The organism is Pseudonocardia kunmingensis (assembly GCF_006716445.1).
In the GTDB taxonomy this organism is placed as follows: domain Bacteria; phylum Actinomycetota; class Actinomycetes; order Mycobacteriales; family Pseudonocardiaceae; genus Pseudonocardia; species Pseudonocardia kunmingensis.
The window spans coordinates 66532-82523 of record NZ_VFPA01000002.1 but is presented as its reverse complement, the minus strand read 5'-3'; the positions used below and the strand labels follow the sequence as shown (position 1 = coordinate 82523).

Annotated in this window: 18 protein-coding genes; 9 read left to right on the top strand and 9 right to left on the bottom strand. The window is 75.2% G+C overall.

Annotated features, from left to right (window positions below; translation table 11 throughout):
- The first annotated feature begins 31 nt into the window (after positions 1-31).
- Together FB558_RS16225 and galE are read left to right on the top strand one after the other, a co-directional pair.
- Positions 32-754: an iron-dependent transcriptional repressor DtxR gene (locus FB558_RS16225; RefSeq protein WP_170231355.1), complete on the top strand. Its 723-nt coding sequence runs from the start codon at positions 32-34 to the stop codon at positions 752-754.
- A gap of 168 nt (positions 755-922) precedes the next feature.
- Positions 923-1882 (top strand): UDP-glucose 4-epimerase GalE, encoded by a 960-nt coding sequence (gene galE, locus FB558_RS16220; RefSeq protein WP_142054403.1) that lies wholly within the window; start codon positions 923-925, stop codon positions 1880-1882.
- A 10-nt stretch (positions 1883-1892) separates the two neighbouring features.
- On the opposite strand, the gene FB558_RS16215 is transcribed toward galE, so the two are convergent.
- Positions 1893-2981, bottom strand: a complete 1089-nt coding sequence (locus tag FB558_RS16215) for a DUF4192 domain-containing protein (RefSeq protein ID WP_142054401.1) — start codon at positions 2979-2981, stop codon at positions 1893-1895.
- A 259-nt stretch (positions 2982-3240) separates the two neighbouring features.
- On the opposite strand from FB558_RS16215, the gene sthA reads away from it, so the two are divergent.
- Positions 3241-4659 carry a Si-specific NAD(P)(+) transhydrogenase gene (gene sthA / locus FB558_RS16210; protein WP_246106548.1) on the top strand — a complete coding sequence of 473 codons (1419 nt, stop codon included), beginning with the start codon at positions 3241-3243 and terminating at the stop codon, positions 4657-4659.
- A gap of 9 nt (positions 4660-4668) precedes the next feature.
- Here sthA and FB558_RS16205 read toward each other — a convergent pair whose 3' ends face one another.
- Positions 4669-5580: a M23 family metallopeptidase gene (locus FB558_RS16205; RefSeq protein ID WP_246106547.1), complete on the bottom strand. Its 912-nt coding sequence runs from the start codon at positions 5578-5580 to the stop codon at positions 4669-4671.
- Positions 5581-6100: 520 nt separating this feature from the next.
- Between FB558_RS16205 and FB558_RS16200 the strand changes: the two genes are divergently transcribed.
- On the top strand, positions 6101-7294 hold the full coding sequence (locus FB558_RS16200) for a coiled-coil domain-containing protein (protein ID WP_142054399.1): 1194 nt from the start codon (positions 6101-6103) through the stop codon (positions 7292-7294).
- A gap of 49 nt (positions 7295-7343) precedes the next feature.
- Here FB558_RS16200 and FB558_RS16195 read toward each other — a convergent pair whose 3' ends face one another.
- Entirely contained in the window at positions 7344-7712 is a 369-nt protein-coding gene (locus FB558_RS16195; protein ID WP_142054397.1) for a hypothetical protein, read from the bottom strand.
- A 127-nt stretch (positions 7713-7839) separates the two neighbouring features.
- On the opposite strand from FB558_RS16195, the gene FB558_RS16190 reads away from it, so the two are divergent.
- From FB558_RS16190 to FB558_RS16180, 3 genes are read left to right on the top strand one after another with little or no spacing between them, the layout of a single operon-like run.
- On the top strand, positions 7840-8514 hold the full coding sequence (locus FB558_RS16190; protein ID WP_142056481.1) for a response regulator transcription factor: 675 nt from the start codon (positions 7840-7842) through the stop codon (positions 8512-8514).
- Positions 8511-9818 (top strand): ATP-binding protein, encoded by a 1308-nt coding sequence (locus tag FB558_RS16185; protein WP_170231354.1) that lies wholly within the window; start codon positions 8511-8513, stop codon positions 9816-9818. The genes FB558_RS16190 and FB558_RS16185 overlap by 4 nt, the downstream gene beginning before the upstream one ends.
- Positions 9819-9868: 50 nt before the next feature.
- The gene (locus FB558_RS16180; protein ID WP_142054394.1) at positions 9869-10864 is read left to right on the top strand and encodes a CapA family protein; all 996 of its coding nucleotides are present in this window, start codon (positions 9869-9871) and stop codon (positions 10862-10864) included.
- Positions 10865-10956: 92 nt separating this feature from the next.
- Here the strand turns inward: FB558_RS16180 and FB558_RS16175 are convergent, their stop codons facing one another.
- From FB558_RS16175 to FB558_RS16165, 3 genes are all read right to left on the bottom strand, one after another.
- On the bottom strand, positions 10957-11895 hold the full coding sequence (locus FB558_RS16175) for an NADP-dependent oxidoreductase (protein ID WP_142056480.1): 939 nt from the start codon (positions 11893-11895) through the stop codon (positions 10957-10959).
- Between the two features lie 136 nt (positions 11896-12031).
- Positions 12032-12427, bottom strand: coding sequence for a tautomerase family protein (locus FB558_RS16170; RefSeq protein WP_142054392.1), 396 nt, complete (start codon positions 12425-12427; stop codon positions 12032-12034).
- A gap of 48 nt (positions 12428-12475) precedes the next feature.
- On the bottom strand, positions 12476-12838 hold the full coding sequence (locus FB558_RS16165; protein ID WP_142054390.1) for a YkvA family protein: 363 nt from the start codon (positions 12836-12838) through the stop codon (positions 12476-12478).
- Positions 12839-12988: 150 nt separating this feature from the next.
- On the opposite strand from FB558_RS16165, the gene FB558_RS16160 reads away from it, so the two are divergent.
- Complete coding sequence (locus tag FB558_RS16160; RefSeq protein ID WP_142054386.1) at positions 12989-13468, top strand: hypothetical protein; 480 nt, start codon at positions 12989-12991, stop codon at positions 13466-13468.
- A gap of 6 nt (positions 13469-13474) precedes the next feature.
- Here FB558_RS16160 and FB558_RS43270 read toward each other — a convergent pair whose 3' ends face one another.
- The gene (locus FB558_RS43270; protein ID WP_170231352.1) at positions 13475-13645 is read right to left on the bottom strand and encodes a hypothetical protein; all 171 of its coding nucleotides are present in this window, start codon (positions 13643-13645) and stop codon (positions 13475-13477) included.
- Between the two features lie 157 nt (positions 13646-13802).
- Here FB558_RS43270 and FB558_RS16155 point away from each other — a divergent pair, with 157 nt between their 5' ends.
- Complete coding sequence (locus tag FB558_RS16155) at positions 13803-14501, top strand: PadR family transcriptional regulator (RefSeq protein WP_142054384.1); 699 nt, start codon at positions 13803-13805, stop codon at positions 14499-14501.
- Positions 14502-14553: 52 nt separating this feature from the next.
- Here the strand turns inward: FB558_RS16155 and FB558_RS16150 are convergent, their stop codons facing one another.
- Both FB558_RS16150 and FB558_RS16145 read right to left on the bottom strand, forming a co-directional pair.
- Entirely contained in the window at positions 14554-14949 is a 396-nt protein-coding gene (locus FB558_RS16150; protein WP_142054382.1) for an SCO5389 family protein, read from the bottom strand.
- 45 nt (positions 14950-14994) lie between these two features.
- Positions 14995-15954 (bottom strand): ATP-binding protein, encoded by a 960-nt coding sequence (locus FB558_RS16145; protein WP_142054380.1) that lies wholly within the window; start codon positions 15952-15954, stop codon positions 14995-14997.
- Positions 15955-15992: the final 38 nt, after the last annotated feature.

Genomic DNA, 15992 nt, shown 5'->3' with positions numbered 1-15992 from the left:
AGGATGTGGCCTTGACAGAAGGGCTGGGGGCGTGAACGAGCTCATCGATACCACAGAGATGTACCTCCGAACGATCTACGAACTCGAGGAGGAGGGCGTCGTCCCGCTGCGCGCCCGGATCGCAGAGCGCCTCGGCCAGAGCGGGCCGACCGTGAGCCAGACCGTGGCCCGCATGGAACGCGACGGGCTCGTGGTCGTGGCCGGCGACCGGCACCTGGAGCTCACACCGACCGGGCGTTCCCGCGCGGTGTCGGTGATGCGCAAGCACCGCCTCGCCGAGCGGCTGCTCATCGACGTGATCGGGCTCGAGTGGGAGTTCGTGCACGCCGAGGCCTGCCGCTGGGAGCACGTGATGAGCGAGGCCGTGGAACGCAAGCTCGTGCGGCTGCTCGACAACCCGACGACGTCGCCCTACGGCAACCCGATCCCGGGTCTGGAAGAGCTCGCGAGCAGCCCGGAGGCCACCACCGGGCCGCCGACCTCGGTGCCGCCGGTGCTGGAGGTCGGGCTGCAGCGGCTGGACGAGTTCGCGCGGCGCGGCGGTGGCCGCGTGGAGGTGCGCCGCATCGCCGAGCACGTGCAGATGGACGCCGACCTGATGGCGGAGCTCAAGGACGCCGGCATCGTCCCGGGCCACGAGGTGGAGGTGGATTCCATCTCCCGCTTCGGCGACGCCGTACCGGTGGCGAGCAACGGGGCGTCCTCCTCGGTGGCACCACTGATCGCGCACGCCGTGCTGGTGCGCGCGCGCTGACCTCGCCGCACGGCCGGTCCACCGCTCCGCGGCTGCTGGGCGGGGGCCGGCCGGGCGGGGGCGTGCTCGCGCGCCCCTCGCCGCGACCGGCGGGGCGGGCGTGAGACGGTGTGCCGCGCCGACGCGCGGCGGCCGGGTGCCGCGCGCCATTCCTCGAGGAGGTCTGCTGTGAAGCTGCTCGTGACCGGTGGGGCCGGCTACGTCGGCAGCGTGTGCGCCGCGCACCTGGTGGACGCCGGCAACGACGTGATCGTGCTCGACGACCTGTCCACCGGTCACAAGGACGCGGTGCCCGACGGCGCGCGCTTCGTGGAGGCCGACCTCGCCGACGCCGCGGACGACGTGCTCGCCGAGGGGTTCGACGGGGTGCTGCACTTCGCGGCCAAGTCGCTCGTCGGGGAGTCGGTGCAGCACCCGGAGCTGTACTGGGACGGCAATGTGGTGACGACGTTCCGGCTGCTCGAGGCCGTGCGCCGGCACGGGACGCCGCGCCTGGTGTTCTCCTCCACCGCCGCGACCTACGGCGAACCCGACCAGGTGCCGATCCGCGAGGACGCGCCCACCCGCCCGACCAACCCCTACGGCGCCAGCAAGCTCGCCATCGACCACGCGATCAGCTCCTACTCCGCGGCGCACGGCCTCGCGGCGGTGAGCCTGCGGTACTTCAACGTGGCGGGCGCACACGGCCGGTTCGGGGAGCGGCACGCCGTGGAGACCCACCTCATCCCGCTGGTGCTGCAGGTGGCCTCGGGGACGCGGGAGGCCGTGCAGGTGTACGGCGAGGACTGGCCCACGCCGGACGGCACCTGCGTGCGCGACTACATCCACGTGGACGACCTCGCCGATGCCCACCTGCTGGCACTGGAGCACGCGCGGGCCGGCAGGCACGCGATCTACAACCTGGGCTCCGGAACCGGCTTCTCGGTGCGCGAGGTGGTGGAGGCCTGCCGGGAGGTGACCGGGCACCCCATCCCCGCTCACTCCGCACCTCGCCGCGCCGGGGACCCCGCCGTGCTGATCGCCTCGAGCGAGGCGGCGCAGACCGAGCTGGGCTGGCAACCGCGGCGCACCGATCTCGCCACGATCGTGGGCGACGCCTGGCGCTTCGCGCAGAGCCGGACGAGCTGACCCGACGCGGTCACGCCGACCGCCGGCCGCGCCGCGTAGCCCGTGGCGCCGGCGCCGGCTCCATCGTCAGCCCCTCCCGCAACCACTCCCGCACCTCGTCGGGACGCAGCCCGGCCTCCGCCGCCGTCCGGAGCACGCCCGCGAGCAGGTGGCCGGGCCACGCCCGCTCGGCCCGCCCGAGCGCGACGTTGGCGAGCGCACCGTCGCCGCGCAGCAGTGCCGAGACGGCCAGCAGCGCCGCGGGCACGGCCGCCTCCGGGTCGGGTGTCTCGCGCGCCAGCGCCGCCCACAGCTGCTCGGCGGCCACCGCCCGCGGACCGGTGCTCCGCTGCAGCGCCGCGGCCTGCACGGCGGGTATCCCCAGCGCGCTCGCCAGCGCCACCACCCGCGTGTCGGACAGGGTGAGCCGCCCGGCGGCCGCGTCGGCGATCGCGGTGTCGAGCGCAGCGGCACCGGTGTCACCGGGGGCGCCCCCGGCGTCGCTGCGGAGCAGCAGCTCCTCGCGGCGCCGGAGCGCACCGGGATCGGCGGGTGCCACGAGGCGCTCCAGCGCATCGCGATCGGGGTGCACCACCCGGCCCTCGGCCACGGTGGCCACCACGAACTCGGTGGCGGCGGGATCCGGGACCAGGCCCCAGCAGCCGCACGGCTCGTAGCAGGCCCAGCGCGCGCCGCCGGTGGTGCTCTCGGCCCACAGCAGCGCGTGCACGTCGACCTCCCGCTCGGCCAGGGCCTGTGCGACGAGGCCTGCCAGCCGCCGGTGCGGCAGGCTCGGCGGATCACCCGTGCTGGGCGCGAGCACGGCGGCGACGGCGCCCGCGGGGTCGTCGAGCAGCAGGCCGCGCACGGCGGACGCCGCGACGACCTCCGCGTGCTCCGCGTAGGCCGCGATCTCCGGCGGTGGCAGGTCGACCCGCAGCGTGAGGCCGAGCCGGCGGCCGGACTGGCCTCCGGTGGCCATCAGGACCAGCGACTCCCGCGGGTGGAAGCCGAGCATCGCGGGAATGGCCGCGACGAGCTCGCCCTGGTCGCGGACGCGCACGACCGGTCGGTCGTCCGGCGCGGGTGAGGAGGGTCGGGGGCGGCGGGGAGGGGTCATGTGGCGAGGGTGGACCGCGGGGGTGCGGGGGCGCGCCCGTTCCGCCGTACGGCTGTGGATCCAGGCGCCGGAACGGGCCGGAAACGGGCTGATGTGGACGGGCGGGGCCGGCAGACCTCGCGAGCGGGACGAGATGTCGTCGGCGAGTGCTAATGGGGACCATTCGCCTCCCGCGCTTGCCGCGCGGCGCGCCTGCCGCGACGCTGGGGCCCGCGCGGGTGGCCGTCCGGCCGCCCGTCGACATGGGGAGGACCGTCGCGTGTACGACTACGACCTGCTCGTGATCGGGTCCGGCCCGGGTGGCCAGAAGGCGGCGATCGCGGCCGCGAAGCTGGGCAAGCGCGTCTGCGTCGCGGAGCGGCGCGACATGATGGGCGGCGTCTGCGTCAACACCGGCACCATCCCGTCGAAGACGTTGCGCGAGGCCGTGCTCTACCTCACCGGGTTCGCGCAGCGGGACATGTACGGCGCGAGCTACCGCGTCAAGAGCGAGATCACCATCGCCGACCTGCTGGCCCGCACGCAGCACGTCGTCGGCCGGGAGGTCGAGGTGATCCGCAACCAGCTGCTGCGCAACCACGTGGACCTCCTCGGCGGCACGGCCCGCTTCGAGGACGAGCACACCGTCACCGTGGAGGGCGAGGCGCGCGGTGACCACAACACCGTCACGGCCGAGCACATCGTGATCGCCACCGGGACGAAGCCGGCCCGGCCGGCCGAGGTCGAGTTCGACGACGAGCGCGTGCTCGACTCCGACGGCGTGCTGCGCATGCAGCGCGTGCCGGGCTCGCTGGTGGTGGTCGGCGCCGGGGTGATCGGCATCGAGTACGCGTCGATGTTCGCCGCGCTCGGCACGCGCGTCACCGTGGTCGAGAAGCGCCCGCAGATGCTGGACTTCTGCGATCCGGAGGTCGTCGAGTCGCTCAAGTTCCACCTGCGCGACCAGTCCGTCACCTTCCGGTTCGGCGAGGAGGTTTCCCGGGTCGAGATCACCCCGAAGGGCACCGTCACGAGCCTGGCCAGCGGCAAGCGGGTGGCGGCGGACATGGTGATGTACTCGGCGGGCCGCCAGGGCGTCACCGACGAGCTGCACCTGGAGAAGGCGGGGCTGGCCGCCGACAAGCGGGGCCGCATCACCGTGGACAAGCAGTACCGCACCGAGGTACCGCACATCTTCGCCGTCGGCGACGTGATCGGCTTCCCGGCGCTGGCCGCCACCAGCATGGACCAGGGCAGGCTCGCGGCCTACCACGCGTTCGGCGAGCCGGCGCGCGAGCTGCAGGAGCTGCAGCCGATCGGCATCTACACCGTGCCGGAGATCTCCTACTGCGGGCGCACCGAAGCGGAGCTGACGTCCGCGGCCGTGCCCTACGAGGTGGGGATGTCGCGCTACCGGGAGCTCGCGAGGGGCGCGATCGTCGGCGACTCCTACGGGATGCTCAAGCTGCTCGTCTCCACCGACGACCGCACGTTGCTGGGCGTGCACGTCTTCGGCACCGGCGCCACCGACCTCGTGCACATCGGGCAGGCGATCATGGGCTGCGGCGGCACGGTCGACTACCTCGTCGACACGGTGCTGAACTACCCGACGCTGTCGGAGGCGTACAAGGTGGCGGCGCTCGACGCCACGAACAAGATCCGCGCGCTTGAGGCGTTCGACAACGGGTCCGTCGAGTAGCGGCGGGCGTCAGTAGACGATGCCGTGCTCGTCCAGCCAGGGGCGCGGGTTGATCTTCTTGCCGCCCGGGGTGTGGACCTCGATGTGCAGGTGCGGGCCGGTGGAGCGGCCGCGGTTGCCGACCTCGGCGATCACCTCACCCGCGGCCACCTCCTGCCCCTTCTTGACGTGCGAGCGGTTGATGTGGCCGTAGACGGTGACGGTGCCGTCGCCGTGCCGCACCCGCACCCACTGGCCGAAGCCGGACGCCGGGCCGGAGTCGATCACGGTGCCGGCGAGCGGGACGTGGATGGGCGTGCCGATCGGAGCGGCGATGTCCAGCCCCTGGTGGGCCCGGCCCCACCGCGACCCGAACCCGGAGGTGACGCGGCCCGTGACCATCTGCACGGCGCCACCGACGGAGGCCTTCGCCTGCTCGGCCGCGCGGGCCTCCTCGGCGAGGCGGGCCTGCTCGGCGGCGCGGGCGGCCTCCTCGGCCGCGGCTGCTGCGGCGGCCTCCGCGGCCTCCGCGGCCGCGCGCTGCAGGTCTGCCGCCTTGACGAGCGACGCCGCGTCGGCCATGGGGAGGTCGGCCACGGCAGCCGTCTCCGGCAGCACCGGAGCGACCGCGGGTGCGATGACGGTGTCCGCGACGTCGGCCACCTCGGCCCGCGCCGACGTGCCGATCATCTCCTCGACGGCGACCCGCAGCGCCGCGGTGTCCGCGGCGTCGGGGAGGGTCTCCGCGAGCGCGTGCTGTGCAGTGGCCGCGAGCGCACTGCCGACGACGGCGGTGGCCACGAACCGGGCCGGCAGCGACGAGGTCAGCTGCGGGACGGGGATCGACCGGTGGGCGCCACCGACCCCCGCTGCCGCCATGGCGGCGGACAGCGGGGGCCCGAGGTGCGCGCGCCGGCCCTGGGGGGAGCGGTGCCGAGCCACGACCTTTCCTTCCGGATCTCCTGCTGACCCGGCCGGACATCCCGCTCGGGGGGTGCGGGGCGGACCGTCGGGGGGCGTTCGGTCCGTGTCCGGTCTGTGACCGGGTCGTTATCGATCCGGGGGCAACGTTAACCACAGCCCGCCGGCGGGGAAGCCCCTCGCGGCGGGAACTGAGGCCGCCGGACCGGGCGGCGCGACGAGCGGCACGCTGCGCGCTCACCAGCCGGGACGCCGGCGAGCGGCACGCCGTTCACCGCACGTCCACGTCCTGTCCCCCGCCGGATCCCGCTCGGCGTACCAGTGGCACGCGCCGGTACGGGGGCGGTACCGGCGAACGGAGCATCCTCGGCCGTCGGTCGTCGCGTCCGCTGCGCCGGACGGGAACCCGGTGGTGATCAGGATCGGCGGATCCGTCGCACGTCAAGAGACCGCGAGCACGGTCACGCCGCGCTGTGGCAGCCCCTGCTCACCGGCCGCCGGTCCGGGTACGGTTGGCGCGCCGGCGCACGAGGGGAGCGAGGTGTTCCGCAGGTCCGAGCGTGGAGGAGAGCTCCCCGACGAACGCGTCCAGGCCGCCCGCAACGCGGCCACGCAGGGTTTCCTCGCCCTCGACGACGAGCAGCGCGCCGTCGCCGACGCGGTGCGGGCCGCCACGGAGCTGGGCGGCGGCGACCGCCGGCTCGCCCGCGAGTGGGCCGAGGTGGCGGCGGCCGGGGACAGCGCCACGAACGCCTACCTGACCGCCACGCAGGAGCACCCGCTCGACGGGAGCGCGCCGGTCCGCGGGGCCCGCGAGGCCGACGAGAAGGCACTGCGCGAGATCGAGCGGGCCCGGGAGACGATCCGCCGGTTCCACGCGGCGCACTCGCGCACGCTCGACGCGGCCGCGTACGCCCTCACGACGCTGCCGCGCACCGTGCAGGAGGCCAGGACAGCGCTCGTCTCCGCCCGCGCCGCCGTCGAGGAGGCCGCCACCTCGGGCGTCCGCTCCCGGCGCGCCGAGGACCGGCTCGCGGAGGCCGAGCGCAGCGCGGCCGCTCTCGACGCCGTCGGCGCGGGGCTGCGCGAGCGGCGCGACGCGGCGCGGCGCACCCTCGAGATCGCCCGCTCGGCCGCCGCCCTCGCCGCCGAGGCCCCGCAGACCGCGGCGCAGGTGCGCTCCGCGTTGAGCAGCATCGCGACCCGCCGATCGGCGGCCACGACGAAGGCCGAACGGATCGAGCCCGCGATGTCGGCGCTGCGCCGGGAGTTCTCCGAACCGTGCTCGCGCGACCTGACCGGCGCCGAGGCCGCGGCGCGCGACGCCATCACCGCCGCGGAGCGCGCGTTGGCCGACGCGCGGCGCCACGCCGACTCCGGGGACTGGGACGCCGCGTCGGACGCGGTGACCGCCGCCCGTTCCGCGCTCTCCCGCGCCGAGGACCGGCACGAGGCGGTCACCGACCGGCTCGCCGCGCTGCGCGACGTGCGCGCCGACCCCTCCCGGCACGCCGCCGACACCCGCTTCGTGCTGCGCGACGCGCAGCGCCTCGTCGTGGACCGCGGGCTCGTCAGCGAGTTCGGCCCGATCCTCGACGCCCAGTCGGTGCGGCTGGACAACGCCCGGGACCGCCTGGCCGGCGTCCACCCCGACTACTGGCTCTACCTCACCGAGCTGCGGGGCATCCGCCAGCGGGTGCGCGAGGTGGTGGCGCAGGTCCGCAGGCGCACCTGACCGCGGGTCGTGCGGTGCCGCCCCCGACCGGGCACCGCACGACCGCGGGTCAGGGCCGGGCCGGCATGCACTCCACCGGGGCCGGCTCCCCCGGCTCGGCGGGAACGACGCGCACCGGCCCCTGCGGGCCTGCCTCCACCCACGCGCCGTGCTCGGGCACGGTCCAAGCGGGCTCGGCGGGTCGCACGGGCACCGTGGGCCGGGCGGGTTCGGCCGGCAGCACCCGTGTCCGCATCCACCTCCGCTCGTCCTCGGTGGGCGCGCGGCGCACGACCTCGCCGTCCTCGCAGCGCACGACCACGACGGCGTCGGCGGCGCGATCGTCGGCGTCGTGGTCGGGCTCCCCCGCGCTCGCCGCGCCCGTCAGCGTGACCGAGAGGGCCGCGGCCACCACCACGGCGGCTCCGATGCTGCGCATCCGCATGATCTTCCTCCATTCGTCGGACAGAACGGGCGGAGCCTGTCGGGGCCGGGCTGAACCGGGGCTGAAGGAGCCCGAACGCGTCTTCAGGTTCGCCTCAGGCGTGGGCGCGAGACTGCTCGCCGTGCGGATGCTGCTGGTGGAGGACGAGCGACGGCTGACCGACGTGCTCGCGGGCGGGCTCGCGGGCGAGGGGTTCGCCGTGGACGTCGCGCACGACGGGCGGGACGGGCTGTGGCTCGCCACCGAGAACGCCTACGACGTGATCGTCCTCGATGTGATGCTGCCCCGGCTGAACGGCTACGCGCTCTGCGCGGCCCTGCGGGCGGCGGGGAACTGGACCCCGATCCTGATGCTGACCGCCAAGGACGGCGTGCACGACGAGGCCGAGGCGCTCGACACCGGCGCCGACGACTACCTGTCCAAGCCGTTCTCCTACGTGGTGCTGCTGGCCCGGTTGCGCGCGCTGGTGCGCCGCGGCGGCACGGCCCGCCCGGTGTCGATCACGGTGGGCGACCTGTGCCTGGACCCGGCCGGGCTGCGGTGCCGGCGCGGCGACGTGGACATCGCGCTCACCCCGAAGGAGTTCGCCGTGCTGCACGGCCTCGCCCGCCGCCCCGGCGAGGTCGTGTCCAAGCGCGAACTGCTCGCGCAGGCGTGGGACTTCGCCTACGACGGCGACCCGAACATCGTCGAGGTCTACGTGAGCGCGCTGCGCCGCAAGATCGACGCGCCGTTCGGCCGGACGTCGCTGGTGACCGTCCGCGGGGCGGGCTACCGGCTGGAGGCGACGCCGTGACGCCGCGCCGCCTGTCGGTCCGGCTCCGGGCGACCCTCGCGGCCACCGCGATCGTCGCGGCGGCCCTCGGCGTCGCCTCCGCGGTGCTCGTCGGCGTGCTCACCGACAGCCTCGAGGAGAGTGCGGCCGTGGAGGCGCAGCGGCGGGCCACAGTGGCCGCCGACCTGCTGGACGCCGCCGAACCGCGCTTCATGCGCGCCGACGGCGAGACGGCGTGGGGCAGCCGGCTCGCGCCCGACGTCGTCGTCCGGCCGGCTCCGACGGTCCCGCCGGTCGAGGGCCTGGACATCACCCGGGTCGTGGAACCCGCCGTGCCGGTGGAGGCGGCCGCCCCGGCCCCCGGGGCGTTCGCCGTGGCCACCCTGCCGGTGCGCACCGAGGCCGGGGACGTCCTCGTGCAGGCGCGGGCCTCGCTGCAACCGGCCGCCGCCGCGCTCGAGACCCTCCGCGCGGTGCTGCTCCCGGGCGTCCCCGCCCTGCTCCTGCTGGTCGCGGGCCTCACGTGGCTCGCGGTCGGTCGCGCGCTGGCCCCGGTCTCGGCGATCCGCCGCGAGCTCGCCGACATCACCGCCACCGACCTGCACCGCCGGGTGCCCGTGCCGCGGGCCCGGGACGAGGTCACGCGGCTCGCGCAGACCACCAACCGGACCCTCGACCGGCTCGAACAGGCCGTCGGACGGCACCGCAGGTTCGTGGCGGACGCCGCCCACGAGCTGCGCAGCCCGCTCGCGGTGCTGCGCACCCGCCTGGAGATCGCCCCGCCGCAGCCGCTCACGGCCGAGGCGCTCACGGACGTCGAGCGCATCCAGCGCCTCACCACGGACCTGCTGCTGCTCGCCCGGCTGGACGCGGGCGCACCGCCCGAGCACGAGGAGGTGGAGCTCGGGCAGGTCGCCGCGGAGGAGGCGATGCGCACCCGGCCACGCACCGACGTCCGCGTGGAGATGCGGATCGAGCCCGGGACGCTCGTGCACGGGTCCGGCGAGCAGCTGCGTCGCCTGGTGGCCAACCTCGTGGACAACGCGGTGCGCCACGCCGCCACCACGGTGGTGGTCGGGCTGCGGGAGCGGGCCGGGGAGGCCGTCCTCGAGGTGGCCGACGACGGTCCGGGCATCCCCGCAGAGCACCGCGAGGCGGTCTTCGACCGGTTCACCCGGCTCGACGAGGCGCGGGCCCGCGACGCCGGCGGCTCCGGGCTCGGGCTGCCCATCGCCCGCGACATCGCCGCACACCACGGGGGCACCATCGTGGTGGCGGACGCGGCTCCCGGAGCGCTGCTGCGCGCGGTGATCCCGGTCCGGTGATCTACCGCGTCCCGCGGAAACGGGCCCACGCCTCCCGCCGACAGACGGACATGGGGGTCCGGGAGCTCGTGACGGTCGCGGTGCCGGCCCTGCTGCTCGCGGCGTGCGCGACACCGGTGGCGCCGGCGCCTGCCGACGTGGAGGCGGAGGTGGCGGCGCCACCCGCGCGGGAACGGCTCGTCGTGCACGGCGCCGGGGACGTCAGCCTCGACCCGGACTACGTCCCCGCCCTGGCCGAGCACGGGTACGCCCACGCGTGGTCCGGGCTGGACGGGCTGTTCGCCACCGACGACCTGACGATCGTCAACCTGGAGTGCCCGGTCTCGACGCGCGGCACGATCGCGCCGCAGGCGTTCAACTTCCGCTGCGACCCCGCCGCCCTGCCGGCCGCGTACGACGCGGGCGTCGACGTCGCGAACCTCGCCAACAACCACTCCCTCGACTTCGGGCACGAGGCCCTGCTCGACTCGATCCGCCACGTCCGCGACGCCGGCATCGCACCGGTCGGCACCGGCGCCGACCGGGACGCCGCCCACGTGCCCGCCGTCCTCGAGCGGCGCGGGTGGCGCATCGCCGTGCTCGGGTTCAGCGACGTCCTCGTCGACCCCGACTGGGCGGCCACCCCGGACTCCCCCGGCGTCGCCGCAGGTGACGACACCGAGCGGATGGTCGCCGCGGTCCGCGCCGCCGACGCCGTGGCCGACCTGGTGTTCGTGACGATCCACTGGGGCATGGAGCTGGACACCGAGCCGCGGGCCGACGACGTCCGCCGCGCCGAGGCCATGATCGACGCGGGCGCGGACGGGATCTTCGGCCACCACCAGCACCGGCTCGGCACCCTCGGGACCTACCGCGAGCGGCCGATCGCGTGGGGGCTGGGCAACTTCGTCTGGCCGCGGTTGTCGGCGGCGTCGGCGCGGACGGCCGTGGCGCGGTTCGTCGTGGAGCCCGACGGCGCGGTGCGCGCCTGCCTGCTCCCCGCCGAGATCGTCTCACCAGGCCACCCGGAGTTGACGGAGGCCCGCACCTGCGACTCCGAGCGCTAGGCGGCAGGCGCCCCGCCGACGAACGGCACTTTCGTCGGTACCTAGCAGACGAGAGTGCCGTTCGTCGTGCGAGTCCCGCTTCCGCCGCGGCGCTAGACGGTGAGCACGAGCTTGCCCGCCGTGCGCCCCAGCTCCCCGGCGCGGTGGGCGTGCGAGGCCCGTTCCAGGGGGAAGGTCTCGGCCACGAGGACGCGCAGCCTGCGGTCCTCGACGAGGTGGGCGAGCTCCTCGAGGTCGTCGCCGTCGGGTTCGACGAGCATCGCGGTGGCCCGGAACCCGCGCTCGGCCGCGGCGGCGAGCGCGTCGGTGGCGGCCGCCGATGGCAGGCAGATCAGCCTGCCGTCGGGGTGCAGGACGTCGAGCGAGCGGACCGCGACGTCCCCGCCGATGAGGTCGAGCACCAGGTCGACCGGCTCGATCGCCTTCTCGAACGCCTCCGCGCGGTAGTCGATCGCCTCGTCGATGCCGAGGTCGTGGAGGAGGTGGTGCTTGCCCGCCGACGCGGTGCCGATGACGTACGCGCCCCGGGCCTTGGCGATCTGCACGGCCAGGTGCCCCACGCCGCCCGCTGCGGCGTGGACGAGCACCCGCTGCCCCGGCTCCACCGCGGCGATGTCGACCAGGCACTGCCAGGCCGTGAGCCCGGCCAGCGGCAGGCCCGCCGCCTCCACCTCCGAGAGCCCCGCCGGGCGGTGCGCGAAGTGGCGCGACGGCCCGGTGACGAACTCGGCGTAGGCGCCCGCCTGCCGGGGGAACCACGGCATCCCGAACACGGCGTCGCCCACGGAGAAGCGGGTGACGCCCGCGCCGACGGCGTCGACCGTGCCGGCGACGTCCCAGCCGACGGTGAACGGCGGCGGCCCGAGCACCGCGGCCATCCCCGCGCCGGCCCGCGTCTTCCAGTCCACCGGGTTCACCCCGGCGGCCGCGACGCGCACCCGGATCTCGGTGGGCAGGGGCTCAGGGATGTCCCTCTCGCCGAGCTCGAGCACCTCCGGCCCGCCGGTCGACAGCTGGGTGATCACGCGCATCGTTCCCACGGCGCGATGCCTACCACCGCGGGGCCACGGCCCGCGGCCCGGAAAGGGCCCCGTCCGGGACCCGCGCGACGAACGGCAGCCCCTCCGCGCCGGGCTCCAGGGCCCGGCCCGTCCCGTTCGACGTTCCTCAGCGCGCTCCGAGGACGCGGCGGGCCGCGCCCGCGGACGTGCCACCGACGACCCAGTCCTCCGGGCGCACGGGGACGACCTCGCCGTGCACCAGCCTGCGGTCGACGCCCAGCACGTCCACGACGAGGTCGGTGAGCGCGCCCAGCAACCTGCGGCGCGCCTCCGCCGGGCGGTCGGCGAAGACCGCTGCCGTGAAGTAGGGGGCCGACCGGCCGTCGGCGGGGATGCCACCGTTGGCCCACAGCTGGGGCCGGTGCAGCGTGATGTGAGCGCGCACGCGCTCCAGCGGCACCTCGGTCACCTCCGCGTACCGGGTGCTCATGGCGACGAGCAGTTCGGCGTGCTGAGCGGGGGTGTGCATCCCCTCGACGAGGTGGACCCCGAGGACCGGCATGCGCACACCGTATGCAGCCCCGCACCCGGCGACAAGATCCCTGTCCCGCTACTCGCGCGGCGCGTCCACCACGGTGGGCTGGTGGCGTTCCCACTCGAGGAACCGGTCGGTCTCGGCGAGGAAGGCCCCGCCGAGCCACAGCGCCACGACGGCGTCGTCGGTGAGGCCGAGCAGGGCGAGGAACGCCTCGGGCACCAGGTCGACGGGCGAGACCAGGTAGACCAGCGCGAGCACGATCAGCCCGAGCCGCCCGCGGGACAGCTCCGGGTACCGCCCGGAGACGGCATCGCGCAGCATGCGGGGCAGGGCGCGCAGCCGGTCACCCATGCCGGGCGCGCCGCGGCGCGACTGCGAGACCGCCCGCCACAGGGCGTGGAACGCCGCGACGCGGCGCGGTCCGACCTTCGGCATGTCCGGTTCAACGAGCGAGCCGGGCCGGGTGTTCCGAGGCGGCCGCCCACCGTGCCCGGATCGGGGCACGATCCCGACCGCTCGACAGGCGCCCGCCACGGCACCGACTACCCTCGGAGGCAGCACCACGCCGTCATCAGGAGAACTGCGATGAGCCCGATCCCGCGCATCTGCGCGCTCGCCGCTCTCGTGGTGCTGACCGGCTGCGGCAGCTCGGTGGCCGACGCAGACTCCCCCGACCCGCGCCGTACCACCGCCGCCGCGTCGACCAGCCCGTTCTGCGCCGCCGCGCAGGCCAACCTGCAGGCGATCCGCCCGCTCAACGGCCTCGTCGCCCGTGGCCAGGTGCCGCCCGACGAGCTGGCCGAGACGGTGGCCGTGGTGCGCCGCGCCGGCAGCGACATGGCCCTGACGGCGCCCGCCGACATCCGCGACGACGTGGAGCGCACGGTGCAGGCGCTCGACCTGCAGCTCGACGCGCTGGTGGCGAGCGGCGGGGACGCATCGGCGCTCACCCGCGACCCGCAGCTCACCGCCCGGCTCAACTCGCCCGAGTTCGCGGGCGCGGGCGAGCGGGTGCGCACCTACGTGGAGCGCACCTGCAACGCGGGCGTCACGACCCGCCGCTGACCCCGGCTACCCGCCCAGGGACCGCCGCGACCGCGACCTGACGGCCGAGTACGCCGCCGCACCGACGAACACCACGGCGCCGATCACCAGCGCCCAGGTCAGGAACTCGAAAATCGCGCCCAGCACGGTGAACGCGAGCCACACGAGCACCGCGATCCCCAGGACCTTCAGAACCATCCGCCCCTCCTCCGTCCCCTCTCCGACGAGCGGGGCCCGCCGGTAGTTCCCGGACCGGTGTGACCGCCGCCGCGAGCCGGCCACTTGCCGCCAGCACTATCGCGATATATCGTGATGGCACACGAGCTAGTCAGAAGCTCAGGACGAAGGAGACGACATGAACACCGAGAACACCCACTGGGACGGCCCGCGCTTCGGCCCCCGCGGTCGCCGCGGACGCCGGCCCTTCCCCCCGGCCGGGCCGCCCGTGCCGCCGTTCGCCGGTCCCGTCGACGACGAGGACGTCGAGCGCGGCGCACACCGGCACCGCGGCCGCAGGCACCCCTTCGGACCCGGGTTCGGGCCGGGCTTCGGCCCGCCGTTCGGGCCGGGCATGCGCGGCTTCCCCGGCCCACGCGGGCGGCGGGGACGCCGTACGTCGCGCGGCGACATCCGTGCGGCGGTGCTCGCGCTCGTGGCCGAGAAGCCGCGCCACGGGTACGAGATCATCCAGGAGATCGCGGAGCGCTCCGGTGGCGCGTGGCGGCCGAGCCCCGGCTCGGTCTACCCCACGCTCTCGCAGCTGGAGGACGAGGGCCTGGTCCGCGTCGAGCAGACCGAGGGCCGTCGCGTCGTGCACCTCACCGAGGAGGGCACGCGCTACGTCGAGGAGCACCGCGACGAGCTCGACGCCGTCTGGGCGTCGGTCGGCCGCGAGGCCGAGGACGAGGGCGCGGGCGAGCTGTGGGAGCAGCTGGGCCAGCTGCACGCGGCCGCGGCGCAGGTGATGGCGGCGGGCACGCCGGAGCAGGTCGCGACGGCGACGACCACGATCACCGAGGCCCGCAAGGCGATCTACCGACTGCTCGCCGAGTGAGACCTCGTGAGTGGATACGAGCGCTCAGGCACTCGTATCCACTCACGAGCTTCTAGCAGTCGCGCAGTTCCGGGCTCTGGTTCAGGACCTGGCCGCGCGGGCTGATGAACTCGCGGTACACCGCGCCGTCCACGTCCGCAGGGGCGAACGCGGCCACGCGGTGGCAGTTCTGGAAGGCGAACACCACGCCGAAGTGGCGCTCCAGCGCGCCGCGGATCGCGTTGCTCGCCAGAGCGCGCAGCAGCTGGCCGCGCTCCTTCTCCGACGGCGGCGGCACCTCGTGCTCGCCGAAGGCGGCGTCGGGACGCGCGGCGCGGTCGTCGGCGGCGGCGCTGACGACCTCCCATGCGTAGGGCAGGGAATCGCGCACCACCGCGACGAACTGGGCGTCGTCGAGCTCGCCGCGCTCGGCGGCCGAGAGCACGTGGGTGGGGACGTCGAGGGACACAGGACCTCCTGGTAGTAGAACTACTGACGGACCGTGCTCGATCAGTTACGCACGGACGGTGGGCAGGGCGCCAGGCCCCGGGACGAAGTCGGGGTCGACCTGCGCGGCGAGGTCGGCCCCCACGGCGCGGTTCCCCCAGGCGGCGGCGTTGCGCAGGTGGAACTCGACGGTGCCGCGGTGGTACGCGGCCCAGTCGCGCTGCCGCTCGTCGAGGGCGGTGAGCACGGCGTCGAGGACGGCGAGGTTGGCGGGCTCGAGCGACCCGACGGGGGCGACGGAGCCGCGCTCGGCGGCGCGCACCCACGCCGACTGCCCGAACCAGCCGAGCAGGGCGTCCCCGACCTGCTCGCGCAGGTAGGCGACGTCGTCGGGGTCGGTGACCTTGTTGCCCAGCACCCGCAGCGCGACGCCGTGGCCGCGGGCGTGCTCGGCGTACTGCTGGTAGACGCCGACCCCGCGCCGGGTCGGCTCGCTGACCAGCACGGTGAGGTCGAAGCGAGTGAAGAGCCCGGACGCGAAGGCGTCGGCGCCCGCGGTCATGTCCACGACGACGTACTCGCCGGGCCCGTCGACGAGGTGGTTGAGGTACAGCTCCACCGCACCGGTCTTGGAGTGGTAGCAGGAGACGCCGATGTCGGCCTCGTCGAACTCACCGGTGACGAGGTAGCGCACGCCCCCGGCCACCGCCGTGTGGCGCCGGAGCAGCTCACCCTCCGGGTCCAGGTCGAGCAGCCGGGAGCCCGGGCCCGGTGGCGTCGTCTTGATCATCGAATCGGCACCCGCGATGCGCGGGTTGGTGCCGCGCAGGTGCTCCTTGAGCCATGCCAGGTCCGCGCCGAGCGCGCGCGGCGGCGGACCGTCGTGCCCGAGCGCCTGGCCGAGGTGCTGGTTGATGTCCGCGTCGATCGCGAGCACCGGCCTGCCCAGTTCGGCGAGGTAGCGGCTGAACACCGCCGCCGACGTCGTCTTCCCGCTCCCGCCCTTGCCGACGAACGCGATGCGCACGCCGCCTCCTCCCGTCGTCGGAACCGAACGCGCAGATG